This window comes from Clostridioides sp. LIBA-6622, from assembly GCF_056716095.1.
Window position 1 is genome coordinate 3,513,208 of record NZ_CP196998.1, and the last position, 22,002, is coordinate 3,535,209.

At 29.2% G+C, this 22,002-nt stretch carries 18 protein-coding genes; 5 read left to right on the plus strand and 13 right to left on the minus strand.

Features of this window, described 5'->3' with window-relative positions; genetic code table 11:
* Nucleotides 1-203 precede the first annotated feature (203 nt).
* Nucleotides 204-1,403, minus strand: coding sequence for a S41 family peptidase (locus ACTG47_RS16395; RefSeq protein WP_479925351.1), 1,200 nt, complete (start codon nucleotides 1,401-1,403; stop codon nucleotides 204-206).
* Between the two features lie 332 nt (nucleotides 1,404-1,735).
* Between ACTG47_RS16395 and ACTG47_RS16400 the strand changes: the two genes are divergently transcribed.
* Genes ACTG47_RS16400 through ACTG47_RS16410 form a run of 3 tightly spaced genes read left to right on the plus strand, consistent with a single transcriptional unit; the run spans nucleotide 1,736 to nucleotide 5,544 of the window.
* Nucleotides 1,736-2,509 (plus strand): sulfite exporter TauE/SafE family protein, encoded by a 774-nt coding sequence (locus tag ACTG47_RS16400; RefSeq protein WP_479925352.1) that lies wholly within the window; start codon nucleotides 1,736-1,738, stop codon nucleotides 2,507-2,509.
* A gap of 14 nt (nucleotides 2,510-2,523) precedes the next feature.
* Nucleotides 2,524-3,783: a DUF1254 domain-containing protein gene (locus tag ACTG47_RS16405; RefSeq protein ID WP_479925353.1), complete on the plus strand. Its 1,260-nt coding sequence runs from the start codon at nucleotides 2,524-2,526 to the stop codon at nucleotides 3,781-3,783.
* Between the two features lie 30 nt (nucleotides 3,784-3,813).
* The gene (locus tag ACTG47_RS16410) at nucleotides 3,814-5,544 is read left to right on the plus strand and encodes an alkyl sulfatase dimerization domain-containing protein (RefSeq protein WP_479925354.1); all 1,731 of its coding nucleotides are present in this window, start codon (nucleotides 3,814-3,816) and stop codon (nucleotides 5,542-5,544) included.
* Between the two features lie 87 nt (nucleotides 5,545-5,631).
* On the opposite strand, the gene xylA is transcribed toward ACTG47_RS16410, so the two are convergent.
* A complete protein-coding gene (gene xylA / locus ACTG47_RS16415) occupies nucleotides 5,632-6,969 on the minus strand; it encodes a xylose isomerase (RefSeq protein WP_479925355.1) in 1,338 nt (445 codons plus the stop codon).
* 96 nt (nucleotides 6,970-7,065) lie between these two features.
* On the minus strand, nucleotides 7,066-8,607 hold the full coding sequence (gene xylB, locus ACTG47_RS16420; protein ID WP_479925356.1) for a xylulokinase: 1,542 nt from the start codon (nucleotides 8,605-8,607) through the stop codon (nucleotides 7,066-7,068).
* A 208-nt stretch (nucleotides 8,608-8,815) separates the two neighbouring features.
* Between xylB and ACTG47_RS16425 the strand changes: the two genes are divergently transcribed.
* Entirely contained in the window at nucleotides 8,816-9,997 is a 1,182-nt protein-coding gene (locus tag ACTG47_RS16425) for an ROK family transcriptional regulator (protein WP_479925357.1), read from the plus strand.
* A 472-nt stretch (nucleotides 9,998-10,469) separates the two neighbouring features.
* Here the strand turns inward: ACTG47_RS16425 and ACTG47_RS16430 are convergent, their stop codons facing one another.
* From ACTG47_RS16430 to ACTG47_RS16455, 6 genes are all read right to left on the minus strand, one after another.
* Nucleotides 10,470-10,874 (minus strand): PTS sugar transporter subunit IIA, encoded by a 405-nt coding sequence (locus tag ACTG47_RS16430; protein ID WP_169469183.1) that lies wholly within the window; start codon nucleotides 10,872-10,874, stop codon nucleotides 10,470-10,472.
* Between the two features lie 20 nt (nucleotides 10,875-10,894).
* A complete protein-coding gene (locus ACTG47_RS16435) occupies nucleotides 10,895-11,377 on the minus strand; it encodes a PTS sugar transporter subunit IIB (RefSeq protein WP_479925358.1) in 483 nt (160 codons plus the stop codon).
* 19 nt (nucleotides 11,378-11,396) lie between these two features.
* Complete coding sequence (locus ACTG47_RS16440) at nucleotides 11,397-12,212, minus strand: PTS system mannose/fructose/sorbose family transporter subunit IID (RefSeq protein ID WP_254176382.1); 816 nt, start codon at nucleotides 12,210-12,212, stop codon at nucleotides 11,397-11,399.
* A complete protein-coding gene (locus ACTG47_RS16445; RefSeq protein WP_169469181.1) occupies nucleotides 12,199-12,978 on the minus strand; it encodes a PTS sugar transporter subunit IIC in 780 nt (259 codons plus the stop codon). The genes ACTG47_RS16440 and ACTG47_RS16445 overlap by 14 nt, the downstream gene beginning before the upstream one ends.
* A complete protein-coding gene (locus ACTG47_RS16450) occupies nucleotides 12,978-15,056 on the minus strand; it encodes a glycoside hydrolase family 31 protein (RefSeq protein WP_479925359.1) in 2,079 nt (692 codons plus the stop codon). Before ACTG47_RS16450 ends, ACTG47_RS16445 begins: the two co-directional genes overlap by 1 nt.
* A 591-nt stretch (nucleotides 15,057-15,647) precedes the next feature.
* The gene (locus ACTG47_RS16455; RefSeq protein ID WP_479925360.1) at nucleotides 15,648-16,169 is read right to left on the minus strand and encodes a CD3072 family TudS-related putative desulfidase; all 522 of its coding nucleotides are present in this window, start codon (nucleotides 16,167-16,169) and stop codon (nucleotides 15,648-15,650) included.
* Nucleotides 16,170-16,333: 164 nt separating this feature from the next.
* Here ACTG47_RS16455 and ACTG47_RS16460 point away from each other — a divergent pair, with 164 nt between their 5' ends.
* Complete coding sequence (locus tag ACTG47_RS16460) at nucleotides 16,334-16,900, plus strand: CD3073 family putative ECF transporter S component (protein WP_479925361.1); 567 nt, start codon at nucleotides 16,334-16,336, stop codon at nucleotides 16,898-16,900.
* A 463-nt stretch (nucleotides 16,901-17,363) separates the two neighbouring features.
* Here the strand turns inward: ACTG47_RS16460 and gatY are convergent, their stop codons facing one another.
* From gatY to ACTG47_RS16480, 4 genes are all read right to left on the minus strand, one after another.
* Nucleotides 17,364-18,233 carry a tagatose-bisphosphate aldolase subunit GatY gene (gatY, locus tag ACTG47_RS16465; RefSeq protein ID WP_479925362.1) on the minus strand — a complete coding sequence of 290 codons (870 nt, stop codon included), beginning with the start codon at nucleotides 18,231-18,233 and terminating at the stop codon, nucleotides 17,364-17,366.
* A gap of 11 nt (nucleotides 18,234-18,244) precedes the next feature.
* On the minus strand, nucleotides 18,245-20,176 hold the full coding sequence (locus tag ACTG47_RS16470; RefSeq protein WP_479925363.1) for a fructose-specific PTS transporter subunit EIIC: 1,932 nt from the start codon (nucleotides 20,174-20,176) through the stop codon (nucleotides 18,245-18,247).
* A 2-nt stretch (nucleotides 20,177-20,178) separates the two neighbouring features.
* The gene (locus ACTG47_RS16475; protein WP_479925364.1) at nucleotides 20,179-21,099 is read right to left on the minus strand and encodes a 1-phosphofructokinase family hexose kinase; all 921 of its coding nucleotides are present in this window, start codon (nucleotides 21,097-21,099) and stop codon (nucleotides 20,179-20,181) included.
* Between the two features lie 101 nt (nucleotides 21,100-21,200).
* Nucleotides 21,201-21,953 (minus strand): MurR/RpiR family transcriptional regulator, encoded by a 753-nt coding sequence (locus ACTG47_RS16480; RefSeq protein ID WP_169469162.1) that lies wholly within the window; start codon nucleotides 21,951-21,953, stop codon nucleotides 21,201-21,203.
* Between the last annotated feature and the right edge of the window lie 49 nt (nucleotides 21,954-22,002).

Below are 22,002 nucleotides of genomic sequence, written 5' to 3' on the forward strand. Positions count from 1 at the left end.
TAATATTTTCTAGTAACTTATTATAATATCTTTACTAAACTTATAAATTAAATTGCTTAATCATGTCCAACTATAATGAAAAATCTCTTAAGTAAAAAAGCAATTTGAAAAGATTTAAAATCTTTTCAAATTGCTTTTCACAGTGTATTTTTACATTTTTATATTTCAATATTTCAACTAACAAGATAACTTTTAAAAGCTTTCTAATTATTAATATTTTCAAGCTCTAGTACCTTTTTTATACAATTATCATCTTCAAAATTCATAGCTCTATCACAATCTTTCACTTTAAAGTCTGGAATAGTTTTAAATTCTTCATCACATATTCCATTCTTATTTAGATACATACAACTCGCCATTCTAACTATCAGACCACTATTTTTTAAGTTAAACAACACAGGATCTATACATCCACCATCTCCTCCAGTAGTTTCACCTACTAAAGTAGCAAATTTAGTTTCCTTACAAAACATAGCAAATGACTCTGATGATGAATATATCTTTTTATCTACAAGTAAATATATATTTCCTTTAAACTTCAAGTCATTTTCTGCTTTTATGGTATAAGAAGTATTTTCAAAATCACTAAAATCTTTCATAATTTCTTTTGGTGCATTTTTCTTTATGTTTGTTGGTAAGTTTTCTATAGGTTCTAATTTTATATTTCTTACACTTGTGTATTTTCTTACTATTTCATTATTATTCCTATAAATTCTATATCCATTTATTTCAACATCATTTTTTATAAGTTTTGATACAATACCTTGCCAGTATCTATCACTGCCACCTGAGTTTCCTCTTATATCGATAATTAAAGCTTTATGTTTTTCTAAAGTATTAATATAGGTTTCAATATCCTTTAAATCATTGCCTATAGGCCCACTCTTTGATGACATTGATGGTAGATACATATATCCTACTTTTCCTTTGATTACATCTTCTAAAATTAATTTTTTTCTTGCAAAAATATTATTTGGGACTTTTATTTTAGTATTTATAGAATCATATCTATCCACAACTTTTTCATCATTAAGAAAATCATACCAATCATTATTAGAATATGATTTTTTAAAAAGCTCATATCGTTTTTTATTGTCAATTACCTCTGTATGTTTATTATTTAATTCAGATAATATGGATGACATTTCTTCTATAAATTCTTCATCATTTTCAGTACTCTTTATTCTTTTTATATATTCATCCTTATTTTCTAACCAATCAGTATTATTAATCCTTTTATTTACATTTAGATAAGGATATCCTGTTTTTATAACATTATATACATGCTTAAAATCATCTACTTTTTCTGCTTCAGATAGTTGATTTTTTTGGGAATAAGTAGAATTACCTAATAAAATTATAAATGTTAAAATAATTACTAAAAACAATATTTTCTTTTTCATATAATTCTCATCAACTTTCAAATTTTAGATTTTATTATATTAGTAACATCATAAATATCTAATAATATTTAGATTTTATTATAATTCTTATATTAGTTAGACATTTTTAATATCTTAATATTCTTATCGTAAATAGAAATTACTATTCTTCTCTTTTTTAAATTCTTTTAACTAAAAATAATTTTAAACAAATTAAAATGTAAGAGTCAAATAATTACTACATTTTATCATATATCTAAAGTATTTGTAAAAATAGATAAATTATTTTACTATTTTAGGGCACACTTACTATCAAGAAATCAACATAAAACTTCAAAATAGGAGAGATACATATGGTATTTTTTATAGTAGGATTTATAGCCTCTATTATAGGTGCAATTTCTGGACTTGGTGGTGGGATTATCATAAAACCAGTGCTAGATGCAGTAACTGAACTAGATGCTTCAGTTATAAATTTTTTATCAACATGTGCAGTATTTGCTATGTCTTGTTCTGCTGTTACTAAACATATTAAATATAAAACTAAATTTGAAAAACCTACAACTGTATTACTTGGAATAGGTGCAATTTTAGGTGGTTTAATTGGCACTGAGATATTTGAACTTGTAGTTGATTTTATTAACAAAGATAGGTTTATAAAGCTAATTCAAAATGGACTCCTTTTGTCTTTATTAGTAACCATATTGGTATACATAAATCTACCTAACAAAAAACAATTCAATATAAAGAATCGTATATTTACAGTTTTGCTTGGATATACTTTAGGAATGATTTCATCTTTTTTAGGAATAGGAGGAGGCCCTATAAATATAACTGCTCTGACATTATTTTTTTCAATGAATTTAAAAAGTGCATCTGTTAACTCAATAATACTAATACTATTCTCACAAGCTTCAAAGATAATAACTCTATTAATTTCAAAATCAATACCTTCAGAGCTTGAAATACCGATGTTACTATATATAATTCCAGCTGCAATTTTAGGTGGAATACTCGGTACAACTATTAATAAAAAAATAAATAAAAATAATTTAATCATTGCTTATAATTCAGTCATGTTATTCGTTATTATGACATGTCTGTGGAATATAATGAGATTATTTTAAAGGAGAGGCTATCAATGAACAAAACTAATTTATTTGAAACAATTCAAAATACTTATATATATGGATATCCAATAGTAGGTATGTATGAATTACTCTATACACAAGTTATTAATCCAAAAACTAAATCAACAAATTTTAATGAGTTTGCTCACACTGCCACTGTAGCATCACCAAAAACATCATTTATACCAGCACCAAACAATGATACAACATATTCAAGAGCTTGGCTAGACTTACGTGAACAACCAGCAGTAATAGAAGTTCCAGATACTAATGATAGATACTACTCTATACAATTATTAGACTTATTTACAGAAACAATTACTAATATTGGAAGAAGATTAACAGGTACAAAGTCAAATAGATTTACTATTATCGGACCAGATTGGAATGGTGACTTACCTAAAGATACCAATGTGATTAAGAGTGATACACCTTTTGCATTAGCATTTTTAAGAATTCTTATCCATGATAAAAACGATGTTCAAGAAGTTAAAGATATACAAAACAAGTTTAAAATACATAGACTTTCTGAAACGTCTAATAAAACATCTCATGATGACCATGATACCAAGGATTTACCAATATATAAAAATTCAAATTACCATGAATTCTTTGAAACCCTTAATAACATACTTTTATTAATTCCAACCTTAAAAACTAGGACAAACATATTATCATTAAAGCAACTAAAAGAAGTTCCTGATGATATATTAAATGAAGCTTGTAATAGTGCAATAAAACTTATTAATGAAGGTGGCTTAGAATTTGGAGAATCCCATAACTTTTGGAGAGTAGCTAGAAAAGGTATTGGTAATTATGGAGAGGACTATTTACAACGTTCCATAGTTTGGCATAAAGGTGCTTTAGCTAATCAACCAGAAGAATCTTTATACCCAAGTACTTTCCAAGATAGTACTGGTCAATTTTTAGATGGAAATTTCGATTATGAGATAAAGTTCAATAAAAATCAACTTCCTCCTGTCAGCCAATTTTGGTCATTAACAATGTATTTGTTTAAAAATGTGTTCTTAGTAGATAATGAGATTGACCGTTACTCTATTGGAGACCGTACAAAAGGACTATCTTACGCTGAAGATGGTTCACTAACTATATATATACAAAATAAATCACCTAAAGATAAAAATAAAATATCAAACTGGTTACCATCCCCTAAAGAGAAATTTTACATGACACTAAGGTTATATGGTCCAAGTAAAGATGCCATTTTAGGTAAATGGTTACCTCCAGTTGTTACTAGAGTAAACCAATAAATTTTTTAATATTTAAAAGGAGTAATATTCATGAGTAATTTTGCTTATACTGAAAAATCAAAATTTGTTAATCCTAGATTGACAGAGCATTCTAAAACAATGGAACAAAAAATTTATAAAACAGGCGAAAATGTATATAGTGCAGTTGGTTTTGGATTATCTTATCCTATAATGATTGAGGGCACTGATGGAATTATAATTATTGACCCAGGTGAAACCATTGAAATGATGGAAGAAATCATGAAGCATTTTCGTAAGATTACTGATAAACCCATTAAGGCTGTCATAATCTCTCATAATCATGGTGACCACTGGGGTGGTATGAGTGTTTGTGTAAATCAAAAACAAAGCCAAAATAAAGAAATTCTAGTTATTGTTGATGAAACATTTATAAAACACTTCTCTCAAGCTAGTGGAGAACTACTAGATATTAGAATGGGAAGAGCTGTTTGGATGTATGGTTCTGTACTTCCTAAGGGAGAACATGGTTATGTTAATTTAGGATGTGGACCAGTTTTATCAAAAGGTTCTAATAAATTTATTGAACCGAATACATTTTCATCTGTTGAAGATGGATTAAAAATAACTATATCAGGAGTTGATTTAGAACTATTCCACTGTGAAGCTGAAACTGAAGATGCTATGTGTATATTTTTACCTAAAGAAAAGATAATGTTTGTTGGAGATGCTGTTCAGGGTGAAATATTCCCCAATATATATACTGTTAGAGGCACCGTTCGTGATGCTAAGAAATGGTACACAGGAATTGATAAAATTCGTGAATATCAACCACATTATTTAGTTGGAACTCATATGAGACCTTTACATGGTAAAGATGAATGTAATTCACTTCTAACAGATTATAGAGATGCCATACAATATACTCATGACCAAGCTGTTAGACTTATAAATATGGGTTATACTCCTGATTATGCAATAAATGAATTAGGAAAACTTCCTCCTCATCTATTTCAAAGAGAGCGTTTAGGTGAATTTTATGGAACATTTAAGCAGGGAGTTAAAGCTGTCTATGACCAATATATAGGTTGGTTCAATGGTGAGGCAAGTAAATTAAATCCGATTTATCCTAAAGATTCAGCTAAAAAATATGTGAAAATTATGGGTGGCCGTGAAATAATATTAGCTGAGGCTAAGAAAGCTATTGATGAAAAAGACTATGAATGGGCTACAGAGATATTAAATTATCCTATACGTATAGATAATAATGATATGGAGGCTAGAAGACTTAAAGCAACTGCTATTCGCATGCTTGGATACCAAACAGAAAATGCTACTTGGCGTAATTGGTATTTGACTAGTGCTCTTGCATTAGATGGAGGTTTTGAACAGATAGTAAATCAAGTTGGAGCCAATGCTGGATTTCCTCCATTTTCAAACTCATTTATAGGCCTAACATCCAAGGCCATGTTTGAATCTTTTAAGGTTAAATTAAATGGCCCTAAATGTTCTGATATTCATATGACACTATTAGCATGTGTGACTGATACTAATGAAGCATTTAAGCTAGAGCTACGTAGAGGGATTGTTGAAATACATAATCAGGATAGTTATGTAAAAGCTGATGTTTCAATTGATGCTTCTAAAGAGATTTGGGCAAAACTAATTACAAAAGAAATCACAATTACCCAAACTATTGAAAATGGTTTAGTACAATGTGATGACCCTAAAAGAGCTCAAGAGTATTTAGACTTATTTGATAATTTTACACCATTTGTAAATATGCCATTTTGGCTGCAATAATTTTTAAAATACCTATTTTGAATTTGTTAATTCAAAATAGGTATTTTATTATGATTTTAATTTGATTTTGTATTTTATAGATTATATCTACTTCTTAGACATTGTATCTACTTCATATATGTATCTATTAAGTATAGCTTCTAGCATTTCTTGTCTTCCAGACTTATTCTTTATAAGTGGCATTTGTAATGCATAAGTTTCTAATTCTTTAAATCCAACCTTACCATCTACTATATCTTTACCTATACCTTCACTAAAACTAGAGTATCTTTCTTTAGTAAAGTTCTCAAATACCTTATCTTCTAATAATTTATGAGCTACTAATAATCCCTTTGCAAATGTATCCATACCTGCAATATATGCTAGGAATAAGTCTTCTACTTCAAAAGATGCTCTTCTTACTTTAGAATCGAAATTGAAGCCTCCTGGAGCTATCCCTCCTTGCTTTAATACTTCATACATAGCAAGTGTTGCATCGTATATATTTGTTGGAAATTGGTCTGTATCCCACCCTAATAATAAGTCTCCTTGATTTGCATCTATACTTCCTAAAACATCATTTATTCTTGCCATATTTAATTCATGTTGGAAAGTATGACCTGCAAGTGTAGCATGGTTTGCTTCTATATTCATTTTAAAGTATTTATCTAGATTATACTTTCTTAAGAATCCTAAAACAGTAGCAGTATCAAAATCATATTGATGTTTAGTAGGCTCTTTTGGCTTAGGTTCTATTAAAAATTGTCCAGTAAATCCTATTTCTTTAGCATAATCTAAAGCCATTTGTAGAAATCTTGCAAAGTTGTCCATTTCAAGTTCTGTATTAGTGTTAAGTAAAGTTTCATAACCTTCTCTTCCACCCCAGAATACAAAGTTTTCTCCTCCTAAATACTTAGTTATTTCCATAGCTTTCTTAACTTGAGCTGCTGCATAAGCATAAACATTAGCATTACATGTTGTAGATGCCCCATGAACAAATCTTGGGTTTCCAAACATATTAGCAGTTCCCCATAATAGCTTTATACCTGTTTCTTTCATCTTAACTTTTATGTACTCAACTATTTCATCTAATATCTTATTTGTTTCTTCTAAATCTTTTCCTTCTGGAGCTATGTCTCTGTCATGAAAACAGAAATATTCAATTCCCATCTTAGACATAAATTCAAACCCTGCATTAACTTTAATCTTTGCAATTTCAATTGGGTCTGTTATATTATTCCAAGGTCTATCTACTGTACCTACTCCAAATGGGTCATTACCTTCTCCACATAAAGTATGCCAATAACTCATTGCAAATCTTAAGTGTTCTTTCATAGTCTTATTGCCTACTACTTGTTCAGGATTGTAGTATCTAAATGCTAACTCATTGTTAGATTGTGGACCTTCAAATTTTATCTGTCCTATTCCTTTAAATATTTCACTCATTTTATATCCTCCTAATGTTTTACACATATGATGTATGTAATATTTTTTTATTTAAAACTATCTTTTATATTCATTTATAAGCTATTTTTATTACTCTTATTTAAAGTTAACTACTTCATCTAATAATTTAAAGTCATCTTTTAAAGAATTATATATCTTTTTATATAAGCTATGATATTTCTTGTATATATCTACATTTTGATTGATTGGCTCTAATTTAGTTGAAGTTTTTATTATAACCTCACAAGCTTTTTGGACACTTTCGTATATTCCAGCTCCTACTAATGCAAGAATTGCAACTCCTAGAGCTGGTCCTTCACTTGAATTTATAGTATATACAACTTGATTAAACATATCCGCTTGCATCTGTCTCCATACTTTACTTTTAGCTCCTCCACCTGAAGCTCTTACTTCATTGACTTCTATATTAAGTTTTTCTATTATACCCATACAATCTTTTAGACTATATGAAACTCCCTCCATAATTGACCTTGCCATTTCTTTTTTAGAATGTATTGGAGATAATCCAAAGAATACTCCTCTTGCATAAGGGTCAAGATGAGGAGTTCTCTCCCCCATCATGTATGGTAGGTAAAGTAATCCATTGCATCCTGTTGGTACTTGGCTTACTTGACTATTTATAATTTCATATACATCTCTACCTAAAGAGTTTGATACTTCCAATTCACTTTGGCAAAAATTATCTTTAAACCATTTTAATGACAATCCAGCTCCTTGAGTAACTCCCATAACATGCCATGTATTTGGTATTGCATGACAAAAAGTATGAACTCTACCTTCCTTATCAATTTTCGGTTCTTTTGTATATGCAAAGACTACACCTGATGTACCAATAGTAGATGAAACTATTCCATCTTTAACTATTCCATTTCCTATAGCTCCTGCTGCTTGGTCTCCAGCCCCACCTACAACTATTGTTCCTTCTTTAAGCCCTGTTAAGTTTGCTACTTCCCTAGTCACATACCCTGTAATTTCTTGAGATTCATAAACTTTACCTAAAAGGCTTTTATCTATGTTTAACTTTTCTAGTACTTCATCGCTCCAATTTCTTTTTCTTATATCAAGTAATTGCATACCACTTGCATCTGATACTTCTGTAGCATATTCACCTGTCAATTTGTATCTTATATAATCTTTTGGAAGAAGTATTTTATTAGTATTTTCATAAATGTCAGGCTCGTTATTCCTAACCCATAATATCTTCGATGCTGTAAATCCTGTAAGCGCTGGATTAGCAGTTATTTCAATCAATCTTTCTTTACCTACTAAATCAGTTATCTCTTCACATTCTTTTACTGTACGTTGGTCACACCATATTATAGAGTTTCTTAGAGTATTTCCTTCTTTGTCTAGCATAACTAAACCATGCATCTGCCCAGATAATCCAATTCCTTTTATACATTCACTACTTATATTTGAACTTTGAACTACATGTCTTATGGATTCAACTACTCCTTCCCACCAATCATTTGCATCCTGTTCTGCCCAACCTGCTTTCTTTTGTATAAGAGGATATTCATATGTACAACTTTTTATAGTATTTCCTAGTTTATCAAATAAGACTGTCTTAGTACCTGATGTACCAATATCCACACCTAATACATACTCCAACTTCATCCCTCCTTGAGACATCACTTCATAATTATCGTTTTCCTAATTCAATTTTTTTATATTTTAGGCATATTTTACTTGCTTTATTTTTGTTAGTATATTAAACTAACTTATGAACTAATAATAAAATATTTAATTATCTTTGTCAATGCAAAATAACCTTTTATTTTTGTCTGAAAAGTATTACAATATTATTTTAAGGAGGAATATCAAATTGGTTACTGATAAATACACAATTCGAGAAATGAATGAAAGATTGGTACTTGAACAAATTATAAAGAATGGTCCTATTTCTAGAGCAAGTATAGCCTCTTCTATAGGATTAAATAAAGCAACTATATCTGCTATTACCAAAAAACTTATCGATGAGTCTTTGATTCATGAAATAGGAATTGGAAATAGTACCCATAGTGGTGGAAGAAAACCCATACTTTTAGTATTCAATAAATGTGCGGGAATTTCTTTAAGTATGGATATTGGATATGACTATATATTTTCTTCTCTATCTTACTTAGATGGAACTATTATAAAATCTAAGAAATTAACAGATATACAAGTCAATAAAGATAACGTTATACAATTGATAGATGAAATTATAGATAGTTATAATATGTCCAAAATAGACACTCCTTATAATGTAATAGGGCTAACTTTAGCTATACATGGGATTACTTGTGAAAATAATATATTATTCACTCCATATTATAATCTCAATGAGATTGATTTATATGGTATCCTAAGTAAAAAATACAACTTCCCTATTCATATAGAAAACGAAGCAAACTTAACAGCTTTAGCTGAGAGTACTTTTTCAACTGTACATAATTCACTACTTAGTCTTAGTATTCATAGTGGATTTGGTTCAGGCATTATAATAAACAATAAATTATATAGTGGTAGAAATGGTATGAGTGGTGAAATTGGTCATACTATTATCATGCCTAATGGTAAACTATGTCCATGTGGAAACCGTGGCTGTTTAGAACAATATTGCTCAGAGAAAAAAGTATTTGAACAGATTTGTTCTTTAGAAAATATGTCTAAAATAGATTCTGATATGGTAAAACAATTATACTATGAAGATAATCAGAATACTAAAAAAGTTATCCATGAATTTTGTAGTTACCTATCGCTAGCTATAAACAATGCTATTGCAACTTATGCTCCTGAGATAATATATTTAAATAGCGAAATAATCAGAAATATACCTGAAATATTAGAGATTACAAAAGATATGCTGGTTAGCTCTTTTAACAAAGGCATAAATATAGAAATTTCATCATTAGGTTCTGAGGCATCTCTATATGGTGGTTCTGCTGTAAATATTAAAAGCTTCTTAAATATACAAAACCTAACTTTGATGAATGAAATAAATGATAAAATAGCTGTGCTATAATATTGAATAATCTGAGAACTAGCTTATTTAAGCTAGTTACATTTTTTAATATCTAAGTGAATCTATCTATTGCTTTTGCTACAATTGTAATGGAACATAAAAAAATATAACTACATCTAAATCAACCTTTACAACAGATGAATCACTTCATAAGTCACTTTATTTAATAGCTTCGATATTATATATAAGTGAATTCAAAGTTTTAGAAACTGACCTAAATTATTAAATCAATCAAATATTCATCTTAATTAAATATTAGTTATAGTAATTATGAAAGTCAAAAAAGTTAAGAATATCTTAAGACATGTACTATTTTTATAAAAATAAAAATAAGCTTAAATAAGGGTTATGACTATATAGCCATAACCCCTTTAAACTGTACATTCTAAAATTAAATTTATTCTAGTACTTACACAAAATTATTTGTATTCTTTTTCTTATACGTTATATATTAATTAAATCTTAACATTATCTACTCATCATCAGATAATAAACTTGTTGTTGGCTCAACAATAGAAATATTATCTTTCCCTATTTGCTCTAATTTTACTGCTAATTCTTTTGCATCTGAAAAAGCTGATTCAACAACCATACCTAAATTTAGTCCTGAAATAATCTTAATTCTGCTATCACTACTAGCCTCTAATAAAGCTGCATTGCATGGAGTTCCACCTAGTAAATCCACCATTATAACTATTTCTGAACTTTCCTTATATACTTCCAAGGCTTTCTTAAGTTTTTTTATTGTTCCTTCAATTCCATCATCTTGTTTCATATTTACAGTAGGATAATCTATAGAATTTCCTATTATCATTTTTGCAGAATTTAATACTTCTTCAGCCATATTTCCATGACTCATTAAAATAATACTATTCATTTTAATACACCTCTCTAAATCTATAAAATGTCTACAAGATAAGTTTTCTTATCATCAGGTGTCATTATAGTTGTTATTTCAACACCTTCATCTAAAAGTTTTTTGAAGGCTTCTTTCTCTTCTTCTGTAACACTGATATTAGGTTTTAATACTGTTGTATCTTTTCTACTTGACATATTTCCTACATTTATATTATGTATTTTTAATCCAGCCTCTACAAATGGAATAAGGTCAACAGGAGACTTGACAATTAATAATACATTTTGTCCTTCATACTTCCCAGCAGTAATATTTTTTATAGCAGTTTCTTCTGTAATTATAGATGATGCTATTCCAGCAGGTGTAGCCATTCTTAGAACTTGTTTTTGAACAGAATTATTAGCTACTGCATCATTTACTACCATTAATCTTGTAACACCTAATTTATTACTCCACATAGTTGCAACTTGACCATGGATTAAACGGTCATCTATACGAATATTTTTAATACCTTTCATTTCCATATCTAATATCATCCTTTCCTTATTTTAAAATACCTAATGCATATAAAATTATTGAAACAACCATTACACCTAAAATTAAGTATATAGGCTTTACATTCTTTTTAAGAGCCCAATAAACAACCAGAACTAAAATTGCAGGAACTAGTCCAGGCATAATTTGGTCTAATATTTCTTGACCTTTCATTGTAAAGTCGCCTTGTTGAAAATTCAAAGCAACATTAGCTTTTACTACAGATGGTATTAATGCACCTACCACCATTAATCCTAAAATAGATGTACTTTCAGTTAAAATCTTCAAACTTTTTTCAATTGAAGATATTAGCTTAGTACCTGATGTATATCCAGCATTAAATAATGGTATACTTAATAATTTTAATGCTACACTCACTGCAATCCATAGTAGGATTCCAAATGGGCTCCCATCTATCGCCATATTAGCTGCTATTGCTCCAAAAATTGTCCATGGAATAACAACAAATAAACTATCTCCTAAACCTGCTACAGGTCCCATCAATCCTGTTTTAATTGAAGTAACAGCCTCTTCAGTATCTTCACTTGATAATTCCTCCATAGCTACATTAATACCCAAAATATAAGGTGCAACCCATGGATTCGTATTAAAAAATTGTAAATGATTTAATACAGCATTTTGAAGTTTCTCTGGATTATCTTTGTATACTACCTTTAAAAATGGCAATACTGCATAACAATATGCTAAAGCTTGCATCTTCTCGTAATTTGAAGAGACAGAACTCGTGAAAAACCAACGCCATAAAACACTTTTTTTAACTTTTTCATTTGATTTATTTACTGATACATTATCACTCATCTTCATCCATACCTCCTACCACAGTATAATGTTGTGCTTGATTTTCTACATTCTTTTTGTAAATTATAAGTGCAATTGCTCCTCCAATTAAAGCTACACCTAACAATGGTACTTTCATATATACTGCTAAAACAAAACCAATTACTAAATAACTAAAATACTCTTTAGCAGGAAGGTATCTAAGTAATAATCCTATTCCTACTGCTGGAAGTAATCCTCCAGCTACTGTTAAACCACCTGTTAACCATTCAGGTGTATATTTTAAAATTGTGTTAATTAAAGAAGGTCCAAATATTACAGATAGAGCAACTGGAATACCTGTTGTAGCTGCTGTTAGTAATACTCCTAACATTTGCATATATGTTATATTTTTATAATTTCCTTTTCTAGCTCCATCTTCTGCTTTATGAACTAGCCATATACCAATAGTATTTCTAAGAACATCTAATTGTACCATCAATAAAGCAACTGGAATACCTATAGAGATTCCTACAGATGCGTCTTGCTTAGTTGTAATAGTTATAAATGTTGCTACTATACTTGCTGTCTGATAATCAGGTATTGATGCTCCACCAAAATTACTAATACCTAATGATAATAGTTGTAGTGTACCTCCGATATATAAACCTGTGTTTATATCACCTAAGATAAGACCAGTAATAAAACCTGCTGTTACTGGTTGATATGTTCCAAACATTGTTGAATTTTTTTCATAGTTTATAAAAAATCCATATACTACTATTAATAATAATTGCCATAATTGTGGTTCCATTATGATTTCACCTCACTCAAAATATTTTTTAACTCTTCAAAGTTATACTTAGAATTTTGCTTTAAGAATATAGGAATTTCTTCAAGAGGGCATTCAATTTCATAAACTTTTCCACCTTCATAACTAACCCCACTAAAGATATTTTCCCATGTATATCCTTTTGGCAAATATACTTTTCTACTTCTGTCTTTATAATTCATTATTGGAGCAACCAAGATTTCATCTCCAAGCATATATGTATTATCAATCTCCCAAGCTTTATCATCTTCAGGAAATTCATAAAATAAAGTTCTCATAACTGGTGTTCCTTCTTCATGAGCTTCTTTCATCAATTTTGATAAATAAGTTTTTATACTTTCTCTAATTTTGATAAACTTTGTAAGAATTACTTCAACTTCTTCGCCATAAGACCATATTTCATTAGGAGCTCCTGTTACCATTGAACCTCCACCTTTATTTGATAATGGTTTGCTATGAGGTAATCTATCTCCATGCATTCTCAAAATTGGTGAAAAAGTAGCATATTGAAACCATCTTACCATAAGCTCTCTAAATTCTGGGTCTTTAGGATTTCCTCCATGGAAACCTCCAATATCTGTAGTCCACCATGGTATACCTGCTAGTCCCATATTTAATCCTGTATTTACTTGATTATTAAAAGCTTCAAAACTAGAATCAATATCACCAGACCATACCAAAGCTCCATACTTTTGAGCTCCTGCCCAAGCTCCTCTTACAAGAGTTACAACAGACTCTGTATCATCATGTAAACCATGATAAATCATTTTTAAATAATCAATCGGATAAATATTGCCACAACTTAAAACATTTCCTTTTTTATATCTATAGTTATCAAAATCATAAACAGAATATCCAGGTTCAGCTACATCTAACCAATAATAGTTAATTCCAAGTTGTTTATAATTTTTATCTATTCTATCCCAAACATAGTCCCTTGCGTTTCTGTTTGTCATGTCTACAAATACTGTATTTCCTTGAATTTGCATTGTCATTCTGACACCACGATTAACATTAACTAGATAACCATTTTCTAAATAATCATTGTAATTTTCTGCATCACTTTGAACTGTAGGCCATACAGATACCATTGGCTCTACTGAATACTCTTCTTTTAGTTTCCTAACTAATTCTTTAGGATTTTCCCAATAATCTAGGTCAAATTTATATTCACCTTGCTTAGGCCAATGAAAATAATCAATTGCAATTGATGAAAGTTTAATTCCTCTTTTAGAGTATTCTTCCACAACATCTAAAACTTCTTCTGAAGTTCTATATCTTAATTTACTTTGCCATAGCCCCAAAAGGTTTTCAGGCATCATAGGGACAGTCCCTGTGACTTGAGAATAATTTTTGTTTAACTCTTTTGGACTTTCTCCACAAGTAATCCAATAATCTATAAATTTTGTAGAAAACATCTTCCATTCTGTCATATTTTTGGCGAAAGATACTTTTCCAATCCCTGGATTATTCCATAAAAATCCATAACCTAAACTAGAAATATAAAAAGGAACTGATATTTGAGAATTTCTTTGAGCCAATTCTAGTACAGTATTCTTTAAATCTAAAAATTTATGTTGATATTGTCCCATTCCAAAAACCTTTTCAGAAGGCTCAGACTCAAATCTAGTAGTTACTTCAAAATCACCATTGTAACTTGGTCGATATTCTCTTGATTTTAATTTAAGAGTAGAGTTAAAATCTTTGGTAATTTCAATTGTACCTACATCTTCTCCACCATCATCATGTTTTACAGCTCTTAATCGGATATACTCTTTCAATAATATTTCATTTTTATCATTGTAAAAAGTAATTCTATCTCTATGGTCTAAGACAGCCTTTATTTTCCCATTTTTAATGACTACACTACCATCTTCATTTTTATTAATTATAATATCGTCTTTATTTAACTTAGGTTTTTCGTCAAGAGCATAGTTTTCGTCAACAAAATTTTGGTCTACAAATGACCTGATACGTAAAGAATTTTTTCCCCATGCTTCTATTCGCAATAGTTCATTGTCAAATCTTTTTTCAATATAATCTTCAAATATTCTTACCACAGCCACCCTCCTAAATAGATGATATAGTGTTATATTTAATGTACTGTTAGGTCAACTACTCTAATATATGAGTTGATGTAAATGACTTTATACCATCATTTATTTGTACATTAAACTAACTTACCAATAATATACTTTATTTGACTCTATTTGTCAATCGTTTTCCATAATTTAACGTAATTTTCCAATTTAATAAAAGATAATACTTTTTAATGTCTTAAATTTATTTTAATTTATATTTTTTTAGTTTCTCATAATTAGAAAGTATAACAAATCATATATTTCTAGTAGTCTTTTTATTATACTGACCCATATGTATTAAATCATTATATATTAGTAATGGATATAATTTGAATTTGTTAGTAATTTGATTGATTCATACATATTTTTGATATAATTGATGGATTTTACGGCAAAACAAAAGATACTAGCTTTACTAAACTAGTATCTTCAAGAGTTTTATTCTTTTAATTTTAAAATTACTACAAATTTAATTTATATAAATAATCATTTTATAAATTCATTTATATCATTATAGGTATTCAATACTCTTTTAATAGTAAATAGTTATCATGCCTTATGAAAATATATTTATTTTCCTTCTTTAGCTTCATTAAATCCAACTATTGGTATATTCAAATTATATTCATTAAGTAATTTTTCTAACTCTTCTATAAAAATTCCTTTGCCATTTACTAATTGTACATCATTTATTTTATTCTTCAAATCAGTACAACCACACAATTCACCAAACCATTTTTCAGAACTACAAGTCTTATTATAACCACAACTTGGGCTACCATCTATTGCTATAATACTTTTTATATTGTAATTATTTTTTAAGTATTCATCAAACTGCATTATATAAGGTACTAACATTTGTCTACATTGTTGTCTAAAAAAACTATTATCAAACTGTTCTTTTACATGCCCCCACCTATTTATTCCATACATAATTATCTCTGGACATGGTAGTTGAATTAGTCCATATCCATTATTTATTAAATTTACTGCTATATTTTGTGCACCTTTAAATTCTGATGAACCCTCTACTTTGGAGTTACAGTTTAATATACAATGACATACCACTACTATCTCTCTATTTCTTTTCATAATAATCTCCTTAGTTATTCTTAATTTTAATAATACTACATATTTTGCTAATTATATTATTTATTTGCTCTATATTTGTAATATTCTATATAGAAATATACAATTAGTAATCTTTTATAATCTATAATATGATAAATGTATACATTTTTTAGGAGGTATTATAATTGAATACTAAAAAAATCACATTTTCTTCAATGTGTATAGTCATTAACATTGTATTAGGTATATTTATATCTATGATAAACATACCATTATTATTTTTAGATACAGTTGGTACTGTGCTTGGGGCTGTTGTCTTAGGTCCTTTTTGGGGTGCCCTTATTGGTGGTTGTACAAATTTAGTTTTAGGTGTTATATCAGGACCTACAAATATTCCTTTTGCCCTTGTAAACATTGCTCTTGGTCTTATTGTTGGTTATATTTCTAAGAAAAAAGGGTTTGATTATAAAAATGCTATTATCACAGGAATAATTTTAGCTATTGTTTGTCCTTTAATTGGTACTCCTATTTCAGTTTTATTGTTTGGTGGCTTGAGTGGAAGTGGTGCTGATTTATTGGTTGGTTTTTTAGTTCAGTCTGGGCAGGAGATATTTACTGCTGCATTCTTTCCAAGAATTCTAAGCAATATAGTTGACAAGCCTTTATCTTGCATTATGGTTGTATATTTTATAAGTAAAATGCCTAAAGGTTTTATAAGTCAATATAGCAGAAATACATCTAGTTTGTCTTAATGAGTTATTTGTACATATGATTTATTAATAAAGTCATAGATTTATTTTTGTATAATATTTTTTATTAGACCTTAATATTAAAAATTTAATTAGATAGTATTTAAATTAATTTAATTATCTAATTTATTACCAAAAAAGAGATATTGCAGAAAAATTCAATATCTCTTTTTGTATATCTATGTTATACATATTCAATTGTTTATTTTACTCTAATATTAAACTATAAATTTAGTCTTTATACTTGTTAGGATTATTTGACTTATCTACAAAATCCTTTCTACATTCTAATACAATTATAACTTTAAGACTTGTATAATATGTTTTTACTAGATTTATCTAGATACTTGAAGAACTAGTTATTTAGTTAAATAAATATGCACTAAATCTTCTCTATTTTATTTCTTAATTTTTCTGTAATTGTATATAACTTTATCTCAAATGTTCATAAAATTATTTTCTTTTATTAACACTCCACTGTTCCTACTGCTTTTCCTACACATCCGCAAACTTCCATTCTACTCTTAACAAACTCTTTAACTGAATCTAAACCTTTTTTACCATACTTCTTAGGGTCAATCACTTCTGGGTCAGAATTAAGTACATCCTTAACTCCATTGCTATAAGCAATTCTTAATTCTGTTGCATAATTAACCTTACAAATTCCTCTTTTTATAGATTCTTTAATCATCTCATCTGGTATTCCAGACCCACCATGTAACACTAATGGAACTGATACCACTTCTCTAATGTTAGATAATCTATCTAAATCAAGCTTTGGTTCTCCTTTATATAGACCATGTGCTGTACCTATTGCTACTGCTAGAGATGATACTCCAGTTCTCTCTACAAACTCTTTTGCTTCTAGTGGGTCTGTGTATGCTCCACCATCTCCACCATCTAAGTCGTCTTCCTTACCTCCAACTTTACCTAATTCAGCTTCAACAGGTATATCTGAAGGCGTACATGCATCTACAACAGATTTGGATATTGAAATATTGTCTTCATAACTTTCATGAGAACCATCAATCATAATAGAAGTGTATCCAACTCTAAGTGCTTGCATAGCTAGCTCAAAACTTGAACCGTGGTCTAAGTGCATTGCTACAGGGATACTTGCCTTTTCTGATGCTACCTTTACATTTGCTAAATAATAATCTAGCCCTGCATACTTTATTGTTGAAGGTGTTGTTTGTAGTATCACAGGTGATTTAAGTTCCTCAGCTGCCTCTATTACTGCCATAACCATCTCCATATTTTCAACATTAAATGCACCCACTGCATAATGTCCTTCTTGTGCATCTAATAATATTTGTTTAGTTGTCACTAATGCCATAATTAATCCTCCTATATACTTATACTGATTTCTTCATTATTCAATTTTGATACTATTTCTCTACTTGTCTTACTATTTAGTAACTCATTTAAAAATTCTTCATGCATTAACTTTGAAGATAGTTGAGATAATGTCTTTAAGTGTAAATTATCACCATTATCTGTCGCTGCTATCATAAATATAATATGTACTAGACTTCCATCCTCTGATTCAAAATCAAAACCTTCTTTTGATATACCTACTGCTACACGTGGTATTTTTACTGCATCTGTTTTTGCGTGTGGTATCGCTATCCCCATACCAAATCCTGTAGACGATATTTCTTCTCTCTTATAAATTTCTTTTTTAAATTTATTCTTATCTGAAAGAATACCTGATTTATCAAGTATTTCAACCATCTCATCAATTACATCTGCTTTCTTTTTTCCTTTAACATTTAAAACTACTGTTTCTTCATCATATAAAGTTATGCCATTAGATACGTTTTCCAATCTTGTAATGTTATCTGTGCTTTTATGTCTATTTTCATCTTTGATTTCAGTTGTATTTTCTGTAGTAGTTTTGTTATCTACTACTTTAGGTGTAACCAACATATAAAGTATGGCTCCTACTAATGAACCTAACAATATACACCCTACCCATAAAAGTGGCTTATTGACTAATCCTAGAACCAAAAATCCTCCATGTGGAGCTGGTACTTCTATTTTCATTATATAAGTTAAAATTGCTGATATTGATGAACCAATCATAAGTACTGGCAACACTTTTAATGGATTCTTTGCTGCAAAAGGTATTGCTCCTTCTGTTATGTGAGTACTACCTAGTATATAGTTAATTAACCCTGCTGCTCTATCTTCTTCTGTAAATCTATTTTTAAATAAAGTAGATGCTATTGCTATTACTAGTGGTGGTGTTATACAAGCTGCAGATACACCTGCCATAAATAAATAGTTTCCTTGTCCTAGAAGCATAGTTCCAGTTACATATGCTGCTTTATTTACTGGACCTCCCATATCAAATGCTGACATACAACCTATTACGATTCCTAATATTATAGGACTTGAGTTTTGTAACCCTGAAAGGAAGTTCATCATAGCATTGTTAAGTGCTGAACATGGCCCTCCAAGTAATAACATAACTACACCAACAAAACCTACACTCACTATAGGAATTATAAAAATTGATTTAAGACCTTCTAACTGTCTTGGTAATTTTCTTAATATATGTACAAATAAATTTACTAAGTAACCTGCTAAAAATCCTGCTATAATTCCACCTAAAAATCCTGAACCTGTATCAAATGATATCATTCCTCCAACAAGACCTGCTAACATACCAGGTCTTCCTGATATAGATTGAGCTATAAACGCTGCTAATACAGGAACCATCAAATTCATAGAATATCCACCAACAGATTTTAATGTAGCTGCTATCTGATTATACTGTTCTGAATTTGGGTCAAATGAGTAAATACCCCATAAAAATGATATGGCAGTTAGTACTCCACCTGCTACTACTAAAGGTAACATATGGGATACACCATTCATTAAGTCCTTATATAACTTTTGACCAAATGACAAATTACCTTCTTCTTTAAGTTTGCTACTTGATGTACTTCCTTTTCTAATAGGTACTTTCTCATCAATGCACCTTTGTATAAGCTCACTAGCTTTGTGTATGCCTTCTTTGACAGGTACTTCTATTACTGGCTTTCCATTGAATCTATCCATATCAACGTTTTTATCACAAGCCACTATTATTGCATCTGCCATTTCGATATCTTTTGCTGTTAGTTTATTTTCTACTCCTATAGCTCCATTCGTTTCAACTTTTATATCACAACCTAATTCTTTGGCAGCTTTTTTTAGCGCTTCTTCTGCCATAAAAGTATGAGCTATCCCAGTTGGGCAACCTGTTACACCTAAAATCATCCTCTTACCCATTTCTATACCACCTTTCTAACTTTTATATTTTTTATATAATCTTCTACATTCTCCAAATTACCTATACCATTACTTTCAGCTACACTTGCTCCTGTTGCTGATGACCTTTTTAATGCATTTTCAATATCTTCTTGATTTTCCAACCATATACTCAAAAAAGCAGCCAATGCAGAGTCTCCTGCACAAGCAGAGCTAACAACTGTAACAGGTTGAGTACTAGCATAATAAATTGATTTTCCATTATAAAAATAAGAACCTTTTTCCCCTAAGGTTAATAAGATATTTTGAGCACCTTTCAAGTGTAGTAACTTAAGTACATCTTTAATATCTTCTTCATCTCTTACAATAATTCCAAATATATCTTTGATTTCTTCATCATTTGGTTTTATCAAATATGGATTATATTGTAGTAATTCCTTTAACTTTGGTGAACTTATATCCAGTATTATTTTTATATTTTTATTTTTACAAATCTTAAATATATCTTCATAGTAATTATCATCAATTCCAGGTGGCAGACTACCACTTATTGATAGATGACTTATATCTTCTAAAGACTCTATCTTCTCCAACATATCTAGTTTTTGTTTTTCATTTACATATGAGCCAGAATTAACAAACTTAAACTCATCACTTCCATCATTTAAAAATATATTTATACGAGTAGTATCTTCTACCCAAGTGGGTAATACATCAAACCCTCTCTTTTCACTTTCTTCAACTATATATCTTCCTGAGAATCCTCCAAAAAAACCTAATATCTTAGATTCTATACCATAATAACCTAGTACAAATGATACATTTAGACCTTTTCCATTAGGAGAATATATTGCATTTGATGTACGATTTACTAATTTACTCTTTATACCATTAGTAGATATATTCATGTCTATTGCAGGATTCGTAGTTAATGTATATATCATTGTCTTCCCCCTTGTTTCTGTTATGTATGTTTTCATTATAATAAAAAAGTCTATGAAAATCTTTTCACAAATAGAAAATTGATTTTCATAGACTTTTAAATTTAATTCTCAGAATTATTATACCTAACCATATAGTCTATAATTATCCTAGATATAATATACAAGGGTAACCTAGATGATACTTCATATTCAGAAATAGATATATGCTCATGCTTATATCCCACAATATATAAATCTGAATGCTTTATAAGTTTTGCATTTTCACTACAACAACATGTTATAACTTTAGCGCCTCCTAAATTGGCATTTTGTGCTGACTCTACAAGTTCTACAGTGTTTCCATTCAATGAAAAAATAATTATAAGCTCATCTTTTTTTATTGATTTAGATTTTATTTTCATTATGTTAGGGTCATTTATAAAGACCACATTGAAATCGAGCAGTTGCAACTTAAGACTAAACTCTTTTGCTACATATTCAGTAAGTCCTCTTGCTAAAATATATATCTTACTAGACTCGTTTATAGCTTTTATTATATTAATTAATGTAGTTAAAGATATTTGTTCTATAACCCTCTGTGCTTCAATAAAAGATTTATTTATTATGTCTCCCATATTTTGTATGTCATCATTTTCATCTTTTACTGTTAGTCTATACCTAAGTTCATTAAATCCATTTAAACCACATTTTCTAATTGCCCTTGAAACAGTTGCTGGAGATGAATATGTCTCATGAGCAATCTCTACTATAGATAATTCTGGCAATATTGACTCATTTTCATTTATAAATTTAATTATTTCAAGTTCTGTCTTAGTTAGATTTTCAGAATTACTTTTGTTTAGCTCAATTATCATATTTTTCTCTCCTTATATCTAAATTTATCAAATATTATATAAATAATCT